Source organism: Streptomyces sp. 7N604 (assembly GCF_052245475.1).
Taxonomy (GTDB): domain Bacteria; phylum Actinomycetota; class Actinomycetes; order Streptomycetales; family Streptomycetaceae; genus Streptomyces.
Genome location: NZ_JBQQBX010000010.1, coordinates 127,534 through 150,260, shown reverse-complemented (window position 1 = coordinate 150,260; position 22,727 = coordinate 127,534). Strand labels below are relative to the sequence as shown.

The window sequence follows — 22,727 nt, the reverse complement described above, 5'->3', positions numbered from 1 at the left end:
AGTGGTGAACTGCCATGCCCGCACTGCCTCGCCCTGCCTTCGGCCCTGGTTCCCGATACACCGCCCGCGCCGCCACCACCCGCTCCCGCCCGGCCCGGCACACCGACGTGGCCGCGCTCACCCGCATCCTCACCGGCCGCGACCTGTGGCTGGCACGCATGCTCTACGAGCACCGCGTGCTGACCACCCGCCAGATCGCCGACCTCGCCTACCTCTCCCTCCGCTCCGCACAGCGTCGCCTGCGCAGCCTCCACCAGCACGCCGTCCTCGACTCCTTCCGCCCTTTGACGCAGACGGGATCCGCCCCCGAGCACTACACTCTCGGCCCCGCCGGCGCCGCCGTCCTGGCCGCCCACGCCGGATGCGACCTTGCAGACCTTGGCTGGCGCCCCAGCCATACCGGCCGCATCGCCTACTCCCCCTCCCTCAGCCACGACCTCGGCGTCAACGAACTCCTCACCCGCCTCGCCGCCCACGCCCGCACCGACCCCGGCGTTGGGCTCACCCTGTGGCTCTCCGAACGCTCCTGCGCCCGCCGCTGGGGCGACATCATCCGCCCCGACGCCTACGCCCACTACCGCGACGGCCAGACGCTGCTGCCGTTCTTCCTCGAATACGACACCGGCAGCCAGCCCCTCGCCCGCGTCGAAGCCAAGCTCACCGCCTACGCCGCCTTCACCACCACCACAACCGGCACCCGCCCAGCCCTGCTAATCCACACACGCACCGCCTCCCGCGACCAAGCCCTGCGCCGCCGCCTCGCCGACACCGCACGCGAGTTGCACCTTCAGGTGGCGACCTCATCCGCAGACTTCACCACCACTCACCCGTGGGGGCCGTGGTGGGCCCCACTCCAGCCCGGCGCCCACCGCACCACCCTCAGCCGCCTCGCCACCCTCTGGCCCGGCCTAACTCCGGCCGCCGGGCTGGAGCCGACCGACGCCGACACCGCCCTCACCCTCCCCGTGCCCCCGCTGCCACCCGCGGCCGAGGCGGGACCGTGAGCTCACTGTTCGCCAAGGCGGCCAGCGGCATCGGGTGCACCGTGATCGCCCTGCCGCTGGTGGCCGCCCTCATCATCGCCGCGCTTCTGGGCGGGTTCTCCTTCGGTGGCGGCGTGGCGGCCTCTCCGAGCAGGCATGCGCTGGGGGACATCCCGGCGTACATGCTCGCCCTCTACCAGCGCGCCGCCCCCGAATGCCCCGGCCTTCCCTGGACCATCCTGGCCGCAATCGGCAAGGTCGAGACCGACCACGGACGCCACCCCACCATGGTGTCCTCAGCAGGTGCCGTAGGCCCCATGCAGTTCGTCCCCGCGACCTTCAGGGCGTACGCGGACCCCGTACCGCCCGGCGGGAAGAAACCACCCACCCCCTGGGACCCGGTCGACGCCGTCTACGCCGCAGCCCGCCTGCTGTGCGCCAACGGCGCCAGGAACGGCCATGACCTGCGGTCGGCGATCCACGCCTACAACCACGCAACCTGGTACGTGGACCAGGTGGTGAAGATCGCCACCCAGTACGCGGCCACGGACCTCGCCCCGACCAAAGCCGCGGCCAAGGCGGTCAGCTTCGCCCGCACCCAGCTCGGCACCGCGTATGTCTGGGGCGGCGACGGCCCGGCTGAGGGGGGCTTCGACTGCTCCGGCCTGACCCAAACCGCCTACCGCACCGCTGGCATCACCATCCCCCGCATCGCCCAGGCCCAGTACGACCACGGCCCCCACCTCCCGAAGCACACGCGACTGGCGCCGGGTGACTTGCTGTTCTTCGGTACCAGTCCCAGGAGCATCACCCACGTCTCGCTCTACGCCGGCGATGGCCGGGCCATCGACGCACCACGCCCTGGGGCTGTCGTCCGCGAGGGCCCCGCCCACACCAACGCTCCGTCCTTCCAAGGCGCGACACGGCCATCCGCACCTGGTGGCGGTGCCCGGTGAGGCAGATCCCGGCCCGCGAGGCCATCAGCCTGCTGCAGTACATGACCCGGGTGCTGTGCGCGGTGGGGATCATGGCCCTGGCCTTTACCACGGTCAACGTCACCCGCTTCGCAACCAGCCGCGATATCCCCTGGCCCATAGCGGTCCTCCTCGACCCCATGATCGGCACCGCGCTCGCCGGAGTGTTGTACGTCGACGCCCGCCTGGCCGCCTGGGGCATCCGCCCGCCTGCCTGGTCGACCGCGCTGCGCTGGGGTGCGGGATGCACCGCTGCCCTCATGAACTCGTGGGAGAGCCTGTGGCCCGACGGGCAGATCGGCTGGCCCCGCCACGCCGATCCCGCCGCCGTGCTGCTGCACCTGACTCCGGCGCTGCTCCTGATCGCCCTGGCGGAAACGATCGCCGCCTACAGACGATGCGTCACCGACCTGATCGACCGGATCGGCTCCACCAACTCTCCCGAACACGCCATCCCGCCCACTACAGCCGCAACCCGATCGCCCCAGACGCAGATCGACCCGGACACCGGCGCTCCCGATCCCCCGGGCCCCCTGCCCGCAGAGGGCCGAGCCGATCACGGCCCCGCCTCCGCCACCACAAGCGACGACCACGAACGGCCCCACACGGGCGTCGACCCGCACCACAACCGGCCCCTGGCACCCACACCGCCACCGGCCAGCGACGGGGCCGCAGACGCCGACCTGTGGCCGCGCGCCGTCGCGCTGGACGACGCGGCCCGCGCCGCCACCGGGAAACCCGTGAGCGTCTGGAAGCTGCGCACCGATCTGCGCATCGGGCCGCAGCGCGCCCGCCAGATCCGCGAGCAGCTCCTGACCCGGCGCGCACCCCCGCCACCCCTGGGCAGATGAACTCCCTGGTCCGCCAGCCGATCGGCCCCCACCGCGGGTACCGATCGGATCCGGTCCACACGGTGCGCTCGACGCATGCTCACCGATCGGCACGCCGCCCCTCACCCCGCCCGCGTCCGGGGACCGTGCCGCCCCTCTGAGCTCGGTCGATCCGAGAACGATTGGGTCGCTTGACTTCCCGGCGTAGCAGAGCGTCCATGGTCGTGGCCGACGAACCGAGCGGGCCAACGGGATCCGTGAACCCGCTCGCGCCACGGCCTTGTTCGCCCGGGAACACATCGCGATGCGCACGCGCCCGGTGAACGTCAGCGGCCGCACACGCGGTCCACACCCCGGCCGGGGACCTCAACCACCCGACACACTCACCGAAACGAGGTTCCCTCATGTCCGACGCAGCCCCTGACCGCACGTGTGCGCCGCACCCCACCCCCGCACCCGAGCCGCCGACCGGTCTGACCGGTGCCCCCGCCGCGATCTACAGCGAACTGGTCGGCGTTACCGAACCTGCCACGGTCGCCGAACTCGCCCTCGCCGCAGGCGTAGGCCGCTCCACCGCCGGAAAGGCCCTGACCACCCTGGAGCAGCACGGCCTGGCCGTACGCACCCCCGGCGGCCACAACGGCCCTCGCCGCACCCCCGACCACTGGCACGCCGCACCCACTCACGCCACCAGCACCAGTGAAGGCCCCGGCACTACTGAGCAGCCTGCCAGCAAGCCGGAACCCTCCGTCGCCGACGCCCCGGAGCCGGTCGGCCACAGCGCGGATAGCAAGGGTGGCCCCTCCGACGAGACCGCACGGGATACCCCCACCGCACCGGACGACGGCAGCGCGGAGGCCACCGCCGTCCCGACGACCGAGGCACCGCAGGACCCACTGTCGCAGGACGCTGAAGACGGCGATGGTGACGCCAGCGGCGGCGAAGACGACGAGGGCGGCAACGGCGGCTCGGGGGACCAGAACGCGCCCGCCCCGCAAGCGGGTGCCGGGCCGCAGACCGCCCCGCCAGTAGAGATCATCCTGCCAGGTGAGAAGAAGCGGCTCGCCCCCGGAGCGCTGCGGCAGATGGTCATCGCGCACCTGCAGGCGCATCCCAGTGAGGCACTCACCGCCACCAAGATCAGCCGCGTGATCGAGAAGTCCTCGGGGGCGATCGCCAATGCCCTGGTCACGCTCGCCCGCCAAGGCGTCGCTGAACAAGTCAGCGAACACCCGCGCACCTACCGTCTGGCAGCGCCGGAACGCCACGGATAGCCGGGAAGGCCATACCAAACCGGGCTGCTTCCCACCGGAGTTGGGAAGCAGCTCGGTTTGCCGTCCTGGACGACTTGTACGCGCTCGACCCGGCAGCTGGGAAGCTGTGATCACTTGAGGTCTTCGGGTCAACTCAGCGGTCCCGCTGCACCACAATCCGCATATGACCGATGACTGGAAGCAACGGCTGGACAAGCTTCACGCGGACTTGGTCCGTCGCGACGACCCCGGCGCATGGGTGGCCGAGGCCGACGCGGTGGACGCCTCCCAGCGCTATCCGCACATCGCGGCGCGCGGAACGCCGCTCTTCGGCGTCGCCGTGCAGGATCCCGCAGCCGGACCGGACTGGCGGCTGCTGAAGCCGGTGACGGACAGCATGCCCCAACACACCCGGGACGGACTGAACTCGTACCTGTGGTTCAAGGCCAAGGACGACACCGACGACCCCGGCGTACGACGCGAGCTGCTGGCCGCGGTGGCAGTGCTCGAACGCGAGCCGGTCAACGAGCTGGAAGTCCTCGGCGTGCGCTACCGGGTGGTGCGCGGTACCGAGTTCACGCGCAGCGGCGAGGACGAGCTGGAGCCGCCGCGGCCCACGGACCCGGAGCCGACCGACCGTTCATGGGACGGACGGCAGGAGACCCCGTCCCGGGACGTGGGTTTCATCCTCGCCCCTGGGCGCGTAGACGGCCCGATGGCAGGCGCCATGAAGCTGGGGCTGCAGGGCTTCACCCACACCGGCTCCCAGTTCCCTGCCGATGTGCGCACGGACTCCAAGCGGGCCGCCGAAGCCTACCCGGAGGTCGTCCTGCTGCCCGCCGTTTTCGGCGTGGCCGAGCGCGGCGAGCGCGGATGGCGGCCGCACGGGGCCCTGATGCCCACCCCGCACGACGCCCGTCGCCTGCTCTACAACGGGATGTCCGAGACCTGGCCGCTGCTCTACGAGTACAGCGAACGCAAGAAGGCCGCGTACGCGAAGGCGGCCGAGGAGTTCAAGGCCGCCGGTCGCGCCGATGAAGTGCGCGTGGACGGCCGCCTGTTCCGGATCTGCCGCATCGGGCGGATGGTCCGCTGCGGCCCCGACGGACCGGAACCACCGCGCCCCTCGGACCAGGACGACTACGGCCCGATGAAGCTCCACCCCACTATGGACGAGGACGGCACCCTCCACTACGACTGAGCCCCGCGACCAACCCGGCCCATGCGAGCCCAAGCGGTGCCACAGGGAGACGTCCGATTCAGCAGCATGCCGGCATAAGCGTCGGCGAGGCGGTGCCGGTCGCGGGACGCGGCCATGCAGCCAGGAGACCGGAGGAAGCAGAGGCTGAGCATCCCGGCCAGTAGGCCGGTCCCGGCCCATTCGGAGCAACGGTTACGGCGGGGTGACCTTCTGCAGAGTGCCCAGGGCACGGGACAGGCGCAGGGCGAGGCTACGGCCCTGGTCGGGGCCGTCCGCGAAGCCGCGACAGATCACCGGACTCGGAGTGCCCAGGGTCTTGCGGCACACCACGTGCCCCTCGGCTTGCCTGGATCGGGTGACCATGTCCGTGACCCTGCTGGGCTCCAGGTGCATCGGGTTGCCCGGGTGGAAGATGCAGGTCTCGCAGCGGTGGGTGCATAGCCGTACGGTGCCGGTGTTCTGGTCGGCGACGTCGGAGTACGGCCCGTTGTCTTCCGGCTCAACACCGTAGCCATGCATACCGCCGTGTCCCGGCATCTCGCCCCCGGCCCGGGTGGGTGCGAGTCACCGGCGGCCCCCGCAGCCTGCATGGCCGCAGCCGCCGCAGAAGCCCCCGCTGGTGCATGCGCACGGGCACGGCCCGGCCGTGCGGCGCTGCGCCGGGAGTTGCTGTGCCTCCGGGGCGGGGCCGGTGTGGCGGGTGGCGGCCTCAAGCAGACGGAGACGCTCGGGCAGCGGGAGGCGATCGAGTTCGCCCAGCCGGGCGGGCAGGTCTTCGTCGAAGAAGCGGGCCGGGCGCTCGGGGGTCGCCAGGTTCAGCAGGCAAGCGGCGGCCTGGTCAACGGTGCCGCCCAGCGAGGGCGGGTGGTCACCGAGCAGGTCGCGGTCGCAGAGCTCGACGACAAGCTGGGCGAACAGGTCGTGCAGTGGCGGGGTAGCCCCGTCGGCGTGTGCGGTGAGGCGGAGATATGCCTCAGTGAGCAGGCGGTGGACGGCGGGGCGGTAGTACGGCTTCACCGTTGGTTCTCCTTCGGCAGAGGCGGGTTGTATGTCGGCACCTGATCGGGGCACCCCCCGGCGTGGGCTGCCGCAGGCAGGTGGGGGTTGGGCTGGGGCCAGGGCGCCGCCCCCCGGGTAACGCCCGGGGGGCGGATCCCGAGTCACGGCAGTGTGGTGGCCAGGGCGCCGGTGGCGGCCTTGGCGATCGCGGCGGCGGCCTGGGCGGGCTCGGTGAGTTCGAGCGGCGTGGCGCCGGGCAGTGGGCGGGGGTCGGGGGCGAAGGCGAGCCAAAGCACCGCGCAGCCTGTTGCGCGCAGGGCGGTGATGCGTGCGGCCGCTTGGGCTGCTTGGGTTCGGCCGTAGTAGCCGTCGGAGGCGACCACCAGGAGACGGCCCGTCCCCGGCCGGGTCAGGTCGACTCCCGCTTCCAGGGCATCGATGGCCTCGGCAAGGCTGTGGCCCACCCCCCTGGCGTCGAACTCGGCGACTCGGGCAGGGGCGCGGCCGGGTGCGGTGATCGCGGTCACCGAGTGGTCGTAGGCGACGGTTGCGCTGCGGGAGTCGGGATCGGTGAGCGACGTCGCTTTGGCGACGATCCAGGCGGCGGAGGCGATCGGGGCGGCGGCGATACTCATGGAGCCGGAGACGTCCACCGCGATGCCCACCCGCAGCGGCGGAGTTGGGCCCACCCGGTGCACGGTGCGCGTCCAGGGGGTCGCGGTCGGGATCGCGCCTGCGGCTTTCTGGGCGTCCCGGGTAAGGGCCTGGCGCATGTTCAGGCGTCCGGGCGGAGCCTGCGAGGCGGTAACGGTGGTGGTGCGTTCCCGGTAGGCGGCGGCCCGCAGCGCTCGCGCCAACTGCCCGGCCGCCGCCTTCTCCGCGCCCGTCGGGGGCCGGGTGCCGGTCACCGGGGAGCGGCCACGCCCACCTTTGCCGGGTTCGCCGGGTGTGTAGGGGCGCCTGCCGGGTGCGAAGACCTTCTCGGCCGTCTTCGCGGCCTGCCGCGCGTGCGCGGCGTGGGCGGCCTTGGCCTGTTGCCGGGCGGTGCGGGCGGCCTCGACGCGTGCCTGGACTGCGGCTTGGGCGGCCTCATTGGCCGTCACCGCCGCGACGACCTTGCCGATCGCCTCGGTCAGCTCACCCAGGCGCCCGGCCGTGGGATCGGGGGCCGGTTCCGGCCCTGCGGGGTCGGCACCCAGCGCCTGGCACCATGCCGTGGCGTGCTGAAGCATCGCCTGCCCGTCGGCATCGGCGGTGGTGTGGGCGGCGGTCCAGATTGCCGCGAGGGTTTCGAGCAGGTCCTTGCCGAGGATGCCGGTGACGGTGTTCTCCAGGGCGTCGGTCTCGTCCTCGTCGAGGATTCCGGTGTCCCGGCGGGCGAGGATCAACCCAGCCGCCATGGCGGCCTGCCACTGGTCGGCGGGAGTGTCGCTGGTGAAGTCCCCCAAGACCAGGGTGTGTACGGCGGCCCGCAGGAAGCGGCGGTCCCCGGGGCGGCGGTGAAGGTGGGCGTGCTCGGCGCGGGATTCCTCCAGCAGTGCTCCCGCCGCGTCCAGGGCGGTGCCGCGCAGCGGGGGTGGGGTGGTCCAGCGGCTGTGGGCGGCATGTGCGGCTTCGTGGGTGAAGGCGCCCCAGGCGACCGGGTAGCGCTCCTCGTCGCCGGGCCGGACGGGATCGATGGTGGCCGGTTTCAGCAGGGCGAAGAGCGCCCGGTCGATTTCCAGGGCCGCCAGGGTCGGGTAGAAGGCGGCCGGGGCTCCGGAGCGGGTCTGTTCCTCGCAGGTGACGATCACGTCCTCGCGCCCCGTCAGTTCGGGAAGGCGCTCGGTCAGGGCGGCGGCAATGCGTAGCCAGTGTCCGGTCTGCGGCCGGGGCGGGGCTTCTGCGGCGGGGCCGCCGTCGTCCTCCCAGCGGGCCAGGGCCTGTTCGGTCTCGGTCAGGGCGGGCGGGGTGTGCTGGATGTGGGCTTGGGTGTGCGCGGGCATGGCAGATGCGATCCCTTCGGAAGGGGCGGTGGCGGGGGTGTGGGCTGGTGGCCGGGTGCGGCGGGGCTAAGGCCCGGGCGGGGGCTGTTAGATCTGGCGGCCCAGGGCCAGGGCGGTGACCGGGCGGCCGAGTGCTTTGGTGACGATCTCGGCGACGGTGTCCCGGTCTTCCAGTGGGGCGATGCCGATCAGGTTGGCGAAGGCCGCCTCGGTGCCGAGCACATCGGCGATCTTTTGAAAGGCGATCAGTTCCCGTAGCTGCGGGGCCCAACCGACCTCTCCGGCCTGCTGGTGGGTGGCCAGGTGGCGGGCGATCCGCACTGCCGAGCGGTTGATCTTCAAGGAGGCGGCCAGGTCGTAGTCGGAGCCGACCTGGATCTGCACGCTAAACCGGGACGCCAGGGCTTCGGTGAGGACGGCCCCGTGGACGCCGGGGTTGTGTCCGGCGATCACGTAGAAGCCCTCGGCGGCAGTGATCGTTTCGCCCTTGTGCGCCTTGACCTGGATCTGCCTGCGTCCGTCCATGGCCGGGTACAGGGCCGCGAGCACCTTCGGGGAGATCAAGGTGGCGTCGTCCAGGAGCAGGGCGCGGCCTTCCTGCATGGCGGTTACCAGGGGGCCGTAGATGAACTCGTAACCGCCGCCTGCGTCCTGGGTGTACTCGCCGATCAGGTCGCCGACCGTGGTGTCCCCATCCCCGGCGACCGTGATCAGGTCTGGGAAGGCCGCCTCGATCAGGGAGGTCTTCCCCGTTCCCGGCGGCCCGTACAGCAACACCGCCACCTGCGCCTGGCGCAGCTTGCGCAGCGCCTCCACATCCGGCAGGTTCGCCAGCGCCCGGGGGCGGTACTGCTGCCCGTTGGGGCGAGTGATCGGTTCGGGCCGCCCATTTGTCGGCGGGGCGGCAGGCGCCTGCGGGGCGGCGGCCTGGCGTGGCACGCGGGGCGTGGCGCCCGGCGCGGGCGGAGGCGGTGCGGTACGGCGGGCTGCGGCGGCCGTGGCAGATGTCGCCCGGTACATGCGTGGTTTGGAGCCGACCCGTTCAGCCTCACCCCGGCCCACCAGCGTCTCGCAGGCATTGCCGACCGCGCCGCCCGAATGCCCCAGCATCCTCGCCAGCTCCGTGACGCTGAACATTGCTGCCGCATTCGCCGCCAAGACCTGCGCGATCCTCGCGCGCAGCTGTCCCGGGCGCGCTTTCCCGCCCCCGCTGGGTGAACCCGCAGGCGCCGCCGGGGTATTCGGCGCGGTGGGGGCGGACGGCGGCGGGATGGAGCTGGAAGGCTTGGACGTAGGGGGTGTGGCGGTACCGGTCATTACTCAAGCCCTTTCGTTGTTGAACTGTAGCGGCCGTATTGTGAATTTGGAGGCGGCCGCCTTTTGGGCGCACCTCACCCATCATCCGTTTTCGGGCGGCCCCATTGGCAGGTTTTCCATTCCCGACTCTTTCTGGGAACAATTCAAATATAGCTCGATACGCGCACCGGCTGAAGTCGCAGCCCGGCTTGATGATGCTGGAATTCTCGGGAATTCACGACCGGAATTCAGGGGAATTTGCGGAGGTGCGACGCAAGGCGTCGTGGGCGGCGGCCTGCACGACCAATTTCCAGGCGACCCACACACGTCGGCAGCCCGATGAATCGAGTACACGCGCGAAGAGACGGCGCCCGGCACCCTCGGCTCCGCCTGGGTGCCGCCGCACCACACAGAGGTGTGGGAGCTGAGCTGTCCAGGGGGCAGGGCTGTACGGGGCTGCCTGGAAGCCGAGTTGACGAAAGTCAGAGCCAAGGAGCAAGAAGAGGCGGGCTGTAGCCGGGGGCGGGCACCCACGGGGTATGAAGTGGGCGGGGGGCCGGCTGTTGGTAGATCGGGATGCGTTGCTGCACCGATATACAGTCGCCCTCGCCCGCCGGTGGCTCGCAGGGCGCCTCGCCTGCGGCTTCGGGCCGGGCGGGGGTGTCGTATCCAAGTGCGCACACGGAAGCGATAGTGGATACGACACCGGATGCGACGGGGTGAACGCCATCGGTCATCTGCGCTGAGCGATGAGGCTCGCGGACCGGGTGAGCTGCGGCTTTACCGCGTCTGGCGGGAGTTGGCTCGGGGTGCGATGAGGGCCTGGGTGGCCGGTTCGGGTTCGAGGCCGAGGTCGGTGAGGTGTCGCTTGAGGCGGGTGTAGGTGTGCTGGGCGGCATCGTGGCGCCCTGCGGCTTGGTAGAGGCGGATGGTGTGCTGGGCCAGCCGTTCGTGGTCGGGGTGGATGGTGCTGAGGTGTTCCAGCAGGGTCAGGACGGTGTCCCGTTGGCGTGGCGAGGCGCCTACGTGCTCGGCCTGGTGGGCGAGGCGGAGGGCGGCGTCGGTGGCCTGGGTGGCGAGGTGTTCGCGGATCGCGTCCGCCCAGAGGTAGTCGCCGCCCTGGGCGAACGGGCCGCGGTAGTGAGCCAGGGCCTCGCGTACGGCGGGCAGGGCATCTTTTTGCGTTTCTTGCTTTCCGGAGGAAGGAAATGCTTCTTTCAGGCTGCGACTGAAGTCGGCGTGGTCGGTTTCTACGAGGCCCGGATGGAGCTTGTGGAGTTCTCCTTGGAGCAGGATGAATTCCTGAGCGGTGATGCCTGTCGCGGCGCGCAGGGCGCGGCGCACGGCTCGGCGCAGGTTTTTCAGAGCGTTCTGGTCGCTGCCCGGCTCGAGATGGAGCTTGTCGGCGATATCGGATGCCAGGAGCCCGGTGGGATGGGCGGCAAGCAGGGCGAGGAACTCGTGGACTTCACCGCGGAGATTGCTGCCAATGGGGTCCTGGTGGCCGCGGGCGTAGAGGGTGATCGGGCCGAGGACGTGGAGACGTACGGGTTTGGTCTGTGCCGGGCGCGATGCCTCGACCGCGTACGGGCGGGTGGATACATCGTCCGCTGATGACCCGCGCGGGGTATCGGAGTCGGGGTGATCGCGGTTGGCCTGTGCGCCGAGGGTGGGGAGGATACGCAGGCGAGGGCGCTCCCCGTGGGCGGTGAGCAGGACCTCGGTCACGTCTCGTCCGGCCTCGGGCGTGAGGTGGAACAGTCTGAGCGGGCTGGGGTGTTGACTGTCGGCGTTGGGGTGGGTGACGGTGCCGTCGGCGGCGATGTGCCATGACGCGGCGCCAGGCAGCGGGGCACCCAGGGGCAGGACGATCAGTGTGCCGGGGCGGCTGCGGGCGGCCAGTGCCTGAAGCTGTCCGGTGTGGGCGGCATCCGGCACCGTGAGCAGGACAAGGGTGCCCGGTTCGGCCTCCGGTACCGGATTGGGGTTTGCCAGTGCGGTTTCCGCACCGTGGGCGTCGTGATCGTCCTGCGTGCGGGCGTGGGCGACCAAGTGCTGCTCGGCGGCCCGGATGGCCTCTGAGAGATCGGCGCTCTGGGTCAGGGCCGTGAACTGGGCGGGCAGCCCAGGCAGCAGTCTCTCGGCCACGCCTTCGGGGACGATCGCCGTCACGCGCGGAGGTCCGGGGCGCTGGCGTTCGACAGCGGTGAGGACGCCGACGAGCAGGGCACGAGCGGCACCCTCGGCCCCGGGGCCGGTCCAGGCGCAGCCTCCAGGCCGCGCCAGCTCGTCGAGGGCGACCTCGGCGCTGTCCCGGACCCCGATGGTGACCGTGCCTGTATTGCGGGGGTGCTGGGGTGGGGTGCGGTGGGTGACCAGGGTGTCCGGGGCTTGCGGGCGACGGGGTCGGGTGGCGGCGTGGGCGGCCTGTGCGGCCTTGTCCACCAGCGGGCTCAGGGCCGGCACTTCGGGCTCTCGGTCGGGCTCACGGAGACGGTTTTGGTGCCAGTACCAGTAGCGGCGCGCGGCCAGCAGGCCCGCCGCGGCTGTGATGCCGATCAGGCTGGCTTTTCCAAGGCCGATCGCAGCCGGGCCCTGGTCTGTCTTCCGGGCTGCGGTCTCGTTCTGCCGGTCAGGACTCGCGGGAGTGTGATCACCGCTTGCTTGTCGGCCGGTGCCCGTGTGCTGCTCGGGAGTGTTTTCGGGGGTTGACGGTGCGGGAGGGGTCTTGGTGGGCGGCGCAGAGGGCGTTGAAGGCGTCGCTTCGGGGCCAGGGGCAGTTCTCGGCGGCGGTCCGGCTGTCCGGGCGACGGGGATGGTCAGTTGCCAGCCGGGTCTGATCAGGTCCGGGTCGGTGAGCCGGGCTCCGTCGCTTTGGATGCGGTCCTTGTTCAGCGCGTAGATCCGCGGCCAATTGAGCGCGTCTCCAAGGTGCGTGTGCGCGATGTCCCACAGGGTGTCGCCCTCGATGACCGTGTACTCGATGTGCCGGACCGCCTCGCTGGTGCCGGACGCCGGGTCAGGGCGCTCTGGATCGTCCTCGACCCTCGTGGAATGAGCCGGGGCAGCCGCGGTTACTTCAGGAGGGCCGGGCTGCTGGACCGAGGCCGGGACGCGTGGGGCTGTCGCGGCGACGTCCAGTCGTACATCGCCAGGAGAGGAGAGCTGCTGGGCGTGAACCGTCTGCGGGCGCCACAGGCCGATCAGGGCGATGACGAGGGTGCCGATGCACAGCGCGGCCAGCGAGCCCTTCACGGACAGCGCGGCCACATGCTCATGGTGCGTGCGTCGGTCGCGTAGCAGCTGCGGGAGGTGGGTGGCGTACCAAATGGTCTCGCGAACCACGGTGTAGGCGAAGGCGGCCCAGCACAGCCAGCCCACCACGACCAGCAGATCGATCATCAAGGGGTCGGTGACCGGCTGCGTCAGCCGGTGGCCGAACTCGCTCCAGGAGAAGACGCGTTCGGGCCAGGGGATGCCGGTGGCCCGCCACAGCACATACGGCATCCCGGCCAGCAGGGCGAGCGTGAGGGCCAGAGTGGCGGCCGCGGTTGCGGCCGCGGTCAGACGCTGGCGCAGCTGAGGAGGGTGGTGGATCATCGCCGCCTTCGCTCTCATCGGCCGAAAGTGTGGGAACGGTGCTTACGGGGTGGTGCGTTCGGCGCGGGCGGCGCCGGTCGCGTGCATGGGGAGGGTGCGCACGCCGATCAGCTGCAGGATCTGGGTGCGCTGGCGGTGGGTGACCTGAACGGTGACGGCATCGCCCTTGACCGATGCGGTCCCGTCATCGCCGGTGGAGGCGACATAGACACGGGCCGCCGCCGCGGCCTGGTCGCGCACGAGCCGAATATCGTCCCCGCGCCGCAACTGGCCGACGTCCAGCTGCTGGGCCCCGGTGCGGGCGGCTTCCTGCGCCACGTCCAGCGCCCGGGCCTTGCCGGCCAGGGCGAGCCCACCGTCCACGACGATCCCGGCGAACAGCCACAGCGCGGCGAAAACGCCGACCACGAACGCCGTGATCTGTCCCCGGTCGTCACCAGCCACCAACCGGACGCGCAGGCGAGCAGGATATGGCCGGGGTCGTTGCTTCACGGCGCGCTCCTGTAAGTGTCGACGGCGGAGAAGGCGCTGTGGGCCAGGGACACGTGGCCGGGCATCCCGGTGCCGGTGAGGTCACCCAGGTCGGCGGTGCAGGAGGTCCTCGCCGCCACGGTGCCGCCCGGCGCGAGGCCGCCGGTGGTGAGTTGGACGCGGGGCTGTGTGCAGGATGCTCCTGCCTCGCGCAGTGCCGCTCTCGCCGCGCGCTGCGCTTGGGCGCGGGCGTCGTTCTCGGTGCGGGCCAGGGAGGCGGCGCGGGCGGCCTGGTGGGCTGCGTCGGACACGACCAGGCGGGCATCGGCGAGTCGGCCCAGTGCCACCACGACCAGCAGGACGAGCACAAGTAGTGGCGTGACCAGCACCAGCTCGACCGCCGCCGAACCGCCTTGGCCATCGTCTCGCACGCGGCCGGCTGGGCGGTTCATGGCTGACCTCCGGCGGGGATGGTGATCCTCTCGGTGGGCCCGGAGGCCGTGCCGGAGGCGTGCAGCACCAGCCCCGGAACGGGGAGGACCCGTATCACCACCCCGTTCACGCGTACAGTGGTCCGGGTCGCGGTGCGCTCGGCGGTCACGGACGACGTGGTCAGGACCCGGCTGCCCAGCGCGGCCAGACTGCGCCGCGCCTGCATCCGCCCGTCCGCCGCGGTGCCATCTTCGACTCGGGCGGCAGCCAGGGCCCGCTGGGCGGTGTACTGGGCGACGTGCCGTGCGTGCCAGACCAGCGCGAACTGCACCACCAACAGGCCCATCATCAGCAACGCTGGGACAACCAGCACCAGCTGGGTCACCACCACGCCCCGGTCGCTGCGCAGCCTGCGAGGGGAGGCGGTCACAAGCTAGCCGAGGTCGATGCCATTGGCCTTGGCCGTGACCTTGGCGACGATGATGCCCACCACGGTCAGGCCCAGGATCACCAGCAGGGCAGTCACCACGATGGTCTCGGTGGTGTAGCCCGCATCCGAGCGGACGTTCCGTTGGACTTCGGCCAGGTGCGCACGCACCAGGCGGGCTAGCGTGTCGAGTTGGAACATGACGAGTGCTCTTCCCGTGATCGTAGGGTCGGTGAAGCGCTTAGCTCATGGACATGACGTGGGCGAGGGCCGGGTAGCCGATCAGCAGCAGGAAGGCGGCGAACAGCCCCACCACGGGCAGTGACATCCGCTCGGTCGCGGCCTGCGCGGCCCCGTCGGCTTCGGAGATCCGGCGCCGCCGCATCGCCCGTGCCTTCGCCGCAAGCGAGCCGCGGACCTTGGCGCCCTCGCTGCCCGCGAGGCTCAGGGTCGAGGCGAGCTCGGTCAATTCGCCCACGGCCAGGTGCCGTCCTAGTTCTCCGAGGTGGGGCCAGGGGCTGGTGCGGGTGAGCTGGGCGACGTGCAGGGCGTGACGCAGCCTGGCCGCCGCCCACCCGTGGGGCGCGGCCACGGCCTGGGTGAGGGCCTGCTGGATGCCGGCCCCGCCGGCGAGTGCGATCACCGTCAGGTCCAGCACGAGGCTGAGGGTGTGGCCCATCTCGCGGCGTCGTCGCACGGCCTGCTGACGCACGGCCAGGTCGGGGGCGAAGAACAGCAGCACGGCCAGGGCGAGGGAGCCGGCTAGCGGCATCCACCACCCCGCCGCGACATCAGCCCCCAGGCGCAGCAGCAGCGCGGCGGCCCAGGGGGCGAGGAGTCCGGCCGTGGCGCAGACGGCCTTGCCCGCCAGGTGCTGGTCCTCGTCTTTGCCGCACACGGCCAGGTCCACACGCAGCGCGGCGGTGCGGAAGCCGAGCGCCCGGACCAGCGGCACCAGCCGCGTGCCCAGCCGAGTGGCCCACTCCGCCTTCTCCGCCTCATGCGTACCTGAATCCGCTGGCGCTGCGGGCGCGTTGAGGGCGTTGAGGACGTCGGCGAGAGCGGGACGGGGCGGACGCAGCCCGTAGACGAGTGCGGTTGCTCCGGCACCGAACAGCGCACCGAGCAGCAGGACGATCACCGGGCACCTCCTGCTTCTGTGCCCACCGCCGCGCGGCCACGGTGCGGGCCAATGAGGCGGACCGGTTCCTCGATGCGGCTGATCACAGTTAGATGGATGAAACTCGCAGCGAACAGCACCCCCACTGTCGCGAGCACGACCTGCCCAGTCAGCGTGTTGAAGGGGTCGAGATAGGGCCGGTTGAAGACCACCAGGCCCACCGCCATGCCCAAGGTGACGATCACCGTGACCCGCACCCCGGTGCGTACGCTCGCCCGTCCGGCGTCGATGCGCTGCCGCATGGCCACCTGTTCACGCACCGACTCCGCCAGCTCCCCCAGCAGCGGGCCGAGCTGGCTGGCCTGCTGCTCAGCCGCCGTAACCAGCGCGGCCACCACCACATCGGCCAACGGGTCGTCCGCCTGATCGGCGAACGCCCGCAGCGCCACCGGCAGCGGGCGCCCCGCACGGATGGCGGCAGCCAGTTCCCGCAACTCCGTCTCCAGCGCGGCGGGGGCAATGCCCGCGGTCACCAGCACTGCCTGCTCCAGACCGGCCGCAGCGGAAAGGGTGTCGCGCAGCATCTCCGTCCACGTGGCCAGCGCTTCCATCCGCTCCGTACGCCGTGCAGCCAGCCGGTCCGGGCCCAGCAGGCCGGGAAGGGTAAGCACGCCGACCGTGGTCAACACGGCCGCCACCGGCCACCTCGTCAGTGCCCCCGCCACCACGCCGGCGGTCAGCGCGACCACTACACGCCGCGTGGTCCACTCCGCAGGAAGCCGCGCCATCAGCCCACGCCATAGGCCAGGCCGCTCCTCACGCACGGTGCGCCGTACCGCGCCGTATCCGATGGCCACCAGGCCGAGGCCGAACACCGTCCCGCACGCCACCGCAATCCCCGTCCACACGCCGGGGCCAAACGGCGTGCTCACGACGCCGCCCCCCACCACTGGGCGGTGGCGCCCTGGGCATCCAGCCCCGACGCCACCAGATCATCGAGGGTTTCGCTGCGCAGCGGGGTGGCGGGCACGGCACGCCCGTCGGGGTCGGGCCGGTAGACCTCGTTGGAGACGATCTGGGCCCCGTCCGCGTCGATGACCTCACGCACCGAATCGATGACCCTGCGCCCGCCTGCGTCCCAGCTCAGGTGGACCACGAAGTGGACCGCCGAGGCCACCATCAGGTTCGTCGCCTCCAGCGTGAGCCGTTCCGGGGACTGGGCCGCGTACGAGGCGAGTTTGGTGAACACCCCCCGCGAGGTGGAGGCATGGATGGTGGACAGCGAGCCGTCGTTGCCCTGGGACATGGCGTTGCACATCGGGATGACCTCGGCCCCGCGGATCTCCCCGACAATGACCCGGTCCGGGGACATGCGCAGCCCCCAGCGCACCAGTTCCGCCTGGTCGATACCACCCTGGCCCTCGATGTTCGGCTCGCGGGCCTGCATGGCCACCACATTCGGGTGCGCCACAGGATCGGCATCCAGACCCAGCTCGAAGGTGTCCTCGATCGTCACCAGCCGCTCGCTGGGCGGGATCTCGTGGGCAAAAGCCCGCAGCACGGTGGTCTTGCCCACATTGGTGCCACCGCCGATGACGATGTTCTTACGCGCCCGCACCAGCGCCCTCAAAAACGCGGCCAGCTGCTCATCGCACATCCCCAACCGCACCAGCTCGCCCATGGACGCAGCCGGGAAGCGGTGGCGGCGGATCGTCAACGACACCCGGCCCGTCACAGCCATCACCGCGAACAACCGAGACCCATCAGCCAGTTGCAGGTTCAGGCGCGGCATGCCCCGATCGAAGCGCCGCTCCTCCCCCTCCACCCGGGCCGCGAGCGTACGGACCAGCTCCACCAGCTCGGCATCCGAGGCGGCCACTGGCGCTTCGCGACGCCATGCGCCCGCCGCGTCCTTCACCCACACCACGTCGCAGCCGTTGACGCAGATGTTCTCCAGCGCCGGGTCGGCCAGCAACCGCTCCAGGCTGCCTGTGCCGAACAGCGCATCCCTGACCGCCTGGGCGATCCGCTCCTCGGCGGCGGCATCAACCACCGCTCTGCCCCCGGCGAGGGCCAGGCGCCGTTGCGTACCCAGCTCCTCGGTCAGCAGCCGTCCCACGGTGATCCGCCGCGCCGTCTCGTCCTCGGCCGGCAACCCGGCATGCTCGCGCTCACCCGCGTACGCCGCCAGTCGCGCTGCCACCCGCTGTCGCACCAGCTGCGCTAGCTCCCGCTCACCGCCGCCTGCAACCGCACCCGGCTGCACGAGCTGCTCGCTCACGATCCGCTCTCCCCGACTCGCAGTACCTTGGCCAGCCCGGTCCAGGTCCGGCCCTTCAACCGGGTCCCCTTGGTCTCGGACACCCGATCGCCGTCCGTGCCCCCAGTGCTGGCCTCGCTGGCTGGCGGCCCGGACAGCCGATGGGCCAGCGTCCCCGCAGCCGTCATCAGCGGCGGCGACCGAAACCCGGCGGTGCGCAGCACACGAGGCTTACGGCTGTTGATGGCGGCAACACCCTTGGCATCCCAGGGAAGGAAGTGCACACGCTCGATACCGAGCGTGTCCGTGATCTCCTCTGCCGGGTACGGGCACGGCCCGACCACAGCGAGCGTCAGCCGCCCGCCGTACGCCTCAACGTCCAGGCCGTACGCGGACACGTGGGTCAGCGGTTCGGCTCCGCCCCGCGCCACCAGCACGAGCTGGTCGGACGCCGCCAGCAGCGGCTCGACCTCCTCGACAAGGCGCCCCACATCCAGCAGCACCGTGCCCCGATCGTGGTCGTCCCCCAGCAGCACACGCCGCCCGGCCTCACCGGCCAGCAGCCGCATGGCCTCCCGGCACGGCCCACGGCCCGGCACCGCCACCACCACCCGCACCCCGAAAGGCAGTTCACATACCGCTCCCAGCAAAGAGCTCAGGTGTGGCTGCCCGACCGCCGCAGCGACATCCAGCAGCGAGGGCGCCGTCGGCAGACTGAAACGGATCATGAGGTCACCACCCGAAGGGTCCGCCTCCACCACTACCGGGCGGACCCCGCCATCCGCCTCCGGCGGCCACACGGCAGCCAGCGCCAGCGCCGTTGTCGTCACTCCCGGCGCGCCCGTGACCGACCCGACAACGACCAACCGCCTCACGGAGCCTCACGCCCCTCCGCAGGAAGCACCACCACGCGCGGATGCTCCAGCTGCGCGGCCCGCCGCGCCGCCGCGGTCTCGACCAGCGCCGTCACCACCCGCGGCCCGCCCGCCGACTCCGGCGCCCGCACCCCCGTCACCGTCCCCACCACCGCCGAGACCGCTTTCTCCTCCGACCCGTGCGTCACCGCCCCGGCACCGGCCGGGCCGGGAAGAAGCGCGACGCGTTCCCCTCGAGCCAGATCCGGTGGCGCCCCACCTGGCTCCACCGCGAGCGCCACCTGCGAGGAACCCTTCGGGGGAAAGCCGGCCCTCGAGCCCACCTGCCCCGGTGCCAGCAACGACCCGGCGACCAGCGGGACCCTCGCCCGTCGCCCCAGCACCGTCCCCCGGTCCGCAAGGGGCACGACGCCCGTGTCCGCCGCGACCTCCACCGCACGCACATCGCCCGGCTTCAGCACGCCGCCGACCGGCACATCGCGAGCCAGCACCAGAACCTGATCCCGCTCCCCCACCGCCTGGGCGACCAGAGTGAAACCGACCGCCGAGACCACCACCGCACCCACCCCGGCCCATACCCACCCCAGCCTGCGCCGTCGGCCACCCGTCACCGCCGGCTGCTGCTCAGGGCCCAACCGCCGTGCCCCTGGCACGTTGAACCCGCCACTCTTCGTGGCTGAAGAAGACACGGAGGTACCCACGTTTCACCCCACTTGGACGAAGAGAAATCACAGCCCGCTTCGTACGGGCTCCTGCGCTCTGCCGCGCCGTCAGCGCGCGACGATCGCTTGCACCTCGTCGACCACCAGCTGCCGCTCCGCCGTCGCCACCAGCCCCGGAACCTGCCCGGTCTGGCCGCCGCCTTCCCACTCGACGTCCCACGTCACCGCGACCGACACCCTGTAGGAACGACCGGGCTCACCCAACGACGAGGTGGTGTAGGTATAGCCACAGTCCGGCGAGGGCTGCTCTGGCCGGTACTCCGCCGAGTACGGCGTCCCCGGCCCGGTGCAGGTCACGGTGCCGCCCTCACCCATCGACCAGACCGCCTTGCGCGGACGCGCCGTCGCGGTCACCTTCACGCCTGGCACCCGTGCGGTCTCCGTCACCGGGCCCCAGCCGGACGCGTCCACCCACATCCAGGTCGGCACTCGCACCACCTGGACGAAGTCCTCGTCCGGGCTCGTATGGATAACCGGCTCGGGCAACTCGATCTGCCGGATGGCCTGCTGAGCGACAGCCTCAACGGGTATCTGCTGCCCCTGACCAGGCTTCGGCTTCTCCGGCTCCCGACCGGCCAGAGCTGGCAGGATCCCTGCGCCGCTCCTCATGACGTACTGCAAGTCATCGGCCGTGATCGTCGACGTCCCGCTGGCCTTGCTGCTGCCCGAGCGACCCGCCCACGCGGCTCGGCCGGCTGAGGCCGGCCGGCCGGACGCGGACTGCTCTCTTCCTGCTGTCGCGGCCCCGACCTTGCACCGCTTCTTCGTACAGGAGGTGCCGGTGAAGGGCTGCCACTGGTCGTCCGCGACGGCAACTGGTACAGGCCCCATCGTGACAAGGCAGCCGAGCGAGACGGCGAGGGCACCCGCCGCTGGGTGCCGCCTCAGCATGTGCCACTTTCGTGCATGTAGAGATCGGTGACGACCCATCGGCCTTCGCGGTACGTCACCGTCGCCTCAGCCTTACCGTGGCCACCCGGAACGTCGTTGCTCAATTCGCCGTTCGGCTTGTACTGGAGCCACTTGGTCGAGTCGACACAGTCGATCAGCTTCACCGACGTCGGACGCTCCGTCGGAGAAGCTTCTTCAACTTCGGGATTCACCTTCGGCGCGCCCTTGGCGACGAGCTTCTGCTGCCGGGTCTTGTCCAGGCCGTGCCTCAACAACCGCAGAGCGCCATCCACCGCATGGTCATCGAGGCGCGGGTGTTCAGGATTGGCCGTATGCGAAGCGACCGCGAGGTCGTCCCACATCGCTCGGTACGTCGCGATCGCCTCATCCCTTGCTCCCTGCTTCGGGTCCGCGGCCGTCGACGAGACGGCCGCCCGCGGGGATTCCCTGTGCTCCGACGTGGCCGGATCTTCGGTACATGCGCTCGCTGCGAAAACCACCGCCACAAGCACGGCCGTTGGCGCCGGAGTTCTGATCCGTTGCCACATCGCGTTCACACTCCCCCGGCTCGCGCCAGCCACTTGAACTACTCAACGTGACTGATCGTCACTATAGGTGCTCCCCTCTTGCCCGACGCTTCCTACCGCAAACCCGGCCCGAGAAACTCACCCCCACGGTGCGCAGGCAGACTGGCCTCACCTGCGAGGACTCTTCGCAAATCACCTGATCAGGTGGCGTAGTACCAAGAGGTGGCAGGACTCTCCCACCGAGACGGTCGGGCGCCGGGAGGCAGCCACGCCCGCAGCAGGGCTCCCTTATCGGAATGGTGGACAGGTTCGTCCAGCCGCTGCGCAGCGGGCCTCGAAATCAGGCGGCAGCCAGCTGCCGGACAGCATCCGCGGGTGCGCCGGGAAGGCCGTGTGCGCAGCGAGCACGAACATCAACGACGCCCATGTGCTCTTGCAATTGCAAGGTCATGTTTGCTCGCCCGCAGGCCATTGCCGACACCCCAGCCGGTCGCCACACCCCGTGGAGCGGCTGTCCTGAGATGCGACGATCGGGTCCGGGATGCAGCATGGAGACAGGAAGTCTCCGATCAACTCGTGGACCACCTATGGCGGATCAGCCAGGACTCCACTGCGTCAACGGGCATCCGATCCCTCCCGGGGCGTCCGGTTCCGAATTCTGCCCGACCTGCGGCGCTCCCCTGGTCGTGACGTGTCCGAACGGCCACGAGGTCAGACCTGCACCCTTCTGCAGCGTGTGTGGTGCGCCGATGCCGTCCCCGGCCGGCCCGCCGCCCCGGCGACAGCGGCGGAAGGCGTGGCTCCTGATCGCGGGCGCCGTGGTCCTCGCGGCGCTCCTCGGTGCCGGCGCGTTCTTGGGATTCACGCGGGCGAACGACTCGGACCAGGGGCAGCCGACCGAGCCCACCGAGGTGACGACGTCCGCCACCGAGACCGTCACCGAAAGTCCGCCCACGCCCCCACCGCCGCCTCCGACGCCGCCGGACGAGGAGCAGGCAGCTGCCGTAGCCGTGGTGGAGAACTACTTCGACGCCATCAACGACGGGGACTACGCGCGGGCGTGGGAGCTCGGAGGGAAGAACATCCACGGGGGGTCGTACGAGTCGTTCGTCGAAGGGTTCCAGACAACGACTCATGACTCCGTCACGATTCGCGATGTGCACGGCGGCACGGTGGAGATCGAACTTGATGCTCAGCAGACCGACGGATCGCACCGCTACTTCGGGGGCCAGTACAGCGTCCGCGACGGCGTCATTGTCGCGGCCGACATCGAGGAGCAATGACCGCCCAGGCGCGACAGGCGAACAAAGCTCCTTGTACGGAACGGAGGCAGGCGAGGAATGACACAGGGAGGAAGCACGTGCCGCCATTGCGGCACGCCCATTGAACAAGCCGACGCCTTCTGTGCGAACTGCGGAAGGAGAGTCGGACGCGATCCCGCCGAGAACCCGAGCTCAGTTGACACCGAATCAGGACTCGCTGCACCCGGTCATCCGACTCAGGAAATGGAGCGACCTCACCCGGACGCGAGCTGGCCGAGCAGCGCCTATGCAGAGTACGACTCACGCAAGCTCACTGTGCTGACCGGCTATGTGGCAGGCGTCGTCGGCTTTTCTATCGGTTTGCACCGAATCTACGCCAAAAAGCCACTGTGGTGGGGATACCTGCTACTGGCTATCCTAGGTGCCGTCGGGAGTCTGGTTCTGGTCGGATTCGTGTTCTTCGGGATTCTGTTCCTTTGGCTACTTGTCGACTTGGCATTTATGCGCAGATGGGTTGAAGAGCACAACTGTAGTCTGCAGCGCCAGGTGTTCAGCCAGGCCCAGCAGACCGAAATCAGGCACCGTCATTCTACGCAGTCGGTCCACGATACGTATTGAG

Annotated in this window: 24 protein-coding genes and 1 pseudogene; 9 read left to right on the top strand and 16 right to left on the bottom strand. The window is 70.7% G+C overall.

Translation table 11 applies throughout. The features are described 5' to 3' along the window. Window positions 1–14 precede the first annotated feature (14 nt). From ACTWP8_RS13305 to ACTWP8_RS13285, 5 genes are all read left to right on the top strand, one after another. Window positions 15–1,004, top strand: coding sequence for a replication-relaxation family protein (locus tag ACTWP8_RS13305; protein ID WP_443322345.1), 990 nt, complete (start codon window positions 15–17; stop codon window positions 1,002–1,004). After that, entirely contained in the window at window positions 1,001–1,939 is a 939-nt protein-coding gene (locus ACTWP8_RS13300; protein WP_443322344.1) for an NlpC/P60 family protein, read from the top strand. The genes ACTWP8_RS13305 and ACTWP8_RS13300 overlap by 4 nt, the downstream gene beginning before the upstream one ends. Continuing rightward, window positions 1,936–2,808, top strand: coding sequence for an extensin (locus ACTWP8_RS13295; protein WP_443322343.1), 873 nt, complete (start codon window positions 1,936–1,938; stop codon window positions 2,806–2,808). Before ACTWP8_RS13300 ends, ACTWP8_RS13295 begins: the two co-directional genes overlap by 4 nt. Before the next feature lie 383 nt (window positions 2,809–3,191). After that, window positions 3,192–4,061 (top strand): helix-turn-helix domain-containing protein, encoded by an 870-nt coding sequence (locus ACTWP8_RS13290; protein WP_443322342.1) that lies wholly within the window; start codon window positions 3,192–3,194, stop codon window positions 4,059–4,061. Window positions 4,062–4,224: 163 nt separating this feature from the next. Beyond that, entirely contained in the window at window positions 4,225–5,241 is a 1,017-nt protein-coding gene (locus ACTWP8_RS13285) for a DUF5954 family protein (RefSeq protein WP_443322341.1), read from the top strand. A 192-nt stretch (window positions 5,242–5,433) separates the two neighbouring features. On the opposite strand, the gene ACTWP8_RS13280 is transcribed toward ACTWP8_RS13285, so the two are convergent. From ACTWP8_RS13280 to ACTWP8_RS13265, 4 genes are all read right to left on the bottom strand, one after another. Further along, window positions 5,434–5,760: a hypothetical protein gene (locus tag ACTWP8_RS13280; RefSeq protein ID WP_443322340.1), complete on the bottom strand. Its 327-nt coding sequence runs from the start codon at window positions 5,758–5,760 to the stop codon at window positions 5,434–5,436. 45 nt (window positions 5,761–5,805) lie between these two features. Further along, window positions 5,806–6,258 (bottom strand): hypothetical protein, encoded by a 453-nt coding sequence (locus ACTWP8_RS13275; protein ID WP_443322339.1) that lies wholly within the window; start codon window positions 6,256–6,258, stop codon window positions 5,806–5,808. 143 nt (window positions 6,259–6,401) lie between these two features. Beyond that, entirely contained in the window at window positions 6,402–8,225 is a 1,824-nt protein-coding gene (locus tag ACTWP8_RS13270) for a VWA domain-containing protein (protein WP_443322338.1), read from the bottom strand. Window positions 8,226–8,312: 87 nt separating this feature from the next. Further along, the gene (locus tag ACTWP8_RS13265; protein WP_443322400.1) at window positions 8,313–9,395 is read right to left on the bottom strand and encodes an AAA family ATPase; all 1,083 of its coding nucleotides are present in this window, start codon (window positions 9,393–9,395) and stop codon (window positions 8,313–8,315) included. Here ACTWP8_RS13265 and ACTWP8_RS13260 point away from each other — a divergent pair. Continuing rightward, window positions 9,349–9,864 (top strand): hypothetical protein, encoded by a 516-nt coding sequence (locus ACTWP8_RS13260; protein WP_443322406.1) that lies wholly within the window; start codon window positions 9,349–9,351, stop codon window positions 9,862–9,864. The two genes, ACTWP8_RS13265 and ACTWP8_RS13260, sit on opposite strands and share 47 nt — an antisense overlap. Window positions 9,865–10,301: 437 nt before the next feature. Here the strand turns inward: ACTWP8_RS13260 and ACTWP8_RS13255 are convergent, their stop codons facing one another. The 12 genes from ACTWP8_RS13255 to ACTWP8_RS13200 all read right to left on the bottom strand — a co-directional run bounded on the left by ACTWP8_RS13255 (window position 10,302) and on the right by ACTWP8_RS13200 (window position 20,867). Beyond that, window positions 10,302–13,139 carry a BTAD domain-containing putative transcriptional regulator gene (locus tag ACTWP8_RS13255; protein ID WP_443322337.1) on the bottom strand — a complete coding sequence of 946 codons (2,838 nt, stop codon included), beginning with the start codon at window positions 13,137–13,139 and terminating at the stop codon, window positions 10,302–10,304. A 24-nt stretch (window positions 13,140–13,163) separates the two neighbouring features. Continuing rightward, the gene (locus ACTWP8_RS13250) at window positions 13,164–13,613 is read right to left on the bottom strand and encodes a pilus assembly protein TadG-related protein (RefSeq protein WP_443322336.1); all 450 of its coding nucleotides are present in this window, start codon (window positions 13,611–13,613) and stop codon (window positions 13,164–13,166) included. Next, entirely contained in the window at window positions 13,610–14,044 is a 435-nt protein-coding gene (locus tag ACTWP8_RS13245; protein ID WP_443322335.1) for a TadE/TadG family type IV pilus assembly protein, read from the bottom strand. Before ACTWP8_RS13245 ends, ACTWP8_RS13250 begins: the two co-directional genes overlap by 4 nt. Then, a complete protein-coding gene (locus ACTWP8_RS13240; RefSeq protein ID WP_443322334.1) occupies window positions 14,041–14,454 on the bottom strand; it encodes a TadE/TadG family type IV pilus assembly protein in 414 nt (137 codons plus the stop codon). Before ACTWP8_RS13240 ends, ACTWP8_RS13245 begins: the two co-directional genes overlap by 4 nt. A gap of 3 nt (window positions 14,455–14,457) precedes the next feature. Further along, on the bottom strand, window positions 14,458–14,652 hold the full coding sequence (locus ACTWP8_RS13235) for a hypothetical protein (protein WP_443322333.1): 195 nt from the start codon (window positions 14,650–14,652) through the stop codon (window positions 14,458–14,460). Window positions 14,653–14,692: 40 nt separating this feature from the next. Continuing rightward, window positions 14,693–15,592 (bottom strand): type II secretion system F family protein, encoded by a 900-nt coding sequence (locus ACTWP8_RS13230; protein ID WP_443322332.1) that lies wholly within the window; start codon window positions 15,590–15,592, stop codon window positions 14,693–14,695. Continuing rightward, a complete protein-coding gene (locus tag ACTWP8_RS13225; RefSeq protein ID WP_443322331.1) occupies window positions 15,589–16,503 on the bottom strand; it encodes a type II secretion system F family protein in 915 nt (304 codons plus the stop codon). Before ACTWP8_RS13225 ends, ACTWP8_RS13230 begins: the two co-directional genes overlap by 4 nt. Beyond that, on the bottom strand, window positions 16,500–17,852 hold the full coding sequence (locus tag ACTWP8_RS13220) for a CpaF family protein (RefSeq protein WP_443322330.1): 1,353 nt from the start codon (window positions 17,850–17,852) through the stop codon (window positions 16,500–16,502). Before ACTWP8_RS13220 ends, ACTWP8_RS13225 begins: the two co-directional genes overlap by 4 nt. Continuing rightward, a complete protein-coding gene (locus ACTWP8_RS13215) occupies window positions 17,849–18,559 on the bottom strand; it encodes a MinD/ParA family ATP-binding protein (RefSeq protein WP_443322329.1) in 711 nt (236 codons plus the stop codon). The genes ACTWP8_RS13220 and ACTWP8_RS13215 overlap by 4 nt, the downstream gene beginning before the upstream one ends. Window positions 18,560–18,702: 143 nt before the next feature. Then, window positions 18,703–19,317: an SAF domain-containing protein gene (locus ACTWP8_RS13210; RefSeq protein WP_443322328.1), complete on the bottom strand. Its 615-nt coding sequence runs from the start codon at window positions 19,315–19,317 to the stop codon at window positions 18,703–18,705. A 159-nt stretch (window positions 19,318–19,476) separates the two neighbouring features. Continuing rightward, window positions 19,477–20,037 carry a hypothetical protein gene (locus ACTWP8_RS13205; RefSeq protein WP_443322327.1) on the bottom strand — a complete coding sequence of 187 codons (561 nt, stop codon included), beginning with the start codon at window positions 20,035–20,037 and terminating at the stop codon, window positions 19,477–19,479. Between the two features lie 275 nt (window positions 20,038–20,312). After that, the gene (locus ACTWP8_RS13200) at window positions 20,313–20,867 is read right to left on the bottom strand and encodes a hypothetical protein (RefSeq protein ID WP_443322326.1); all 555 of its coding nucleotides are present in this window, start codon (window positions 20,865–20,867) and stop codon (window positions 20,313–20,315) included. Window positions 20,868–21,595: 728 nt separating this feature from the next. On the opposite strand from ACTWP8_RS13200, the gene ACTWP8_RS13195 reads away from it, so the two are divergent. The 3 genes and pseudogenes from ACTWP8_RS13195 (at window position 21,596) to ACTWP8_RS13185 (ending at window position 22,726) form a co-directional block, all read left to right on the top strand. Beyond that, window positions 21,596–22,129 carry a hypothetical protein gene (locus ACTWP8_RS13195; protein ID WP_443322325.1) on the top strand — a complete coding sequence of 178 codons (534 nt, stop codon included), beginning with the start codon at window positions 21,596–21,598 and terminating at the stop codon, window positions 22,127–22,129. A 57-nt stretch (window positions 22,130–22,186) separates the two neighbouring features. Then, window positions 22,187–22,267 (top strand): annotated as a pseudogene (locus ACTWP8_RS13190) (zinc-ribbon domain-containing protein); the annotation flags it as partial. An 84-nt stretch (window positions 22,268–22,351) separates the two neighbouring features. After that, complete coding sequence (locus ACTWP8_RS13185; RefSeq protein WP_443322405.1) at window positions 22,352–22,726, top strand: hypothetical protein; 375 nt, start codon at window positions 22,352–22,354, stop codon at window positions 22,724–22,726. Window position 22,727 lies beyond the last annotated feature (1 nt).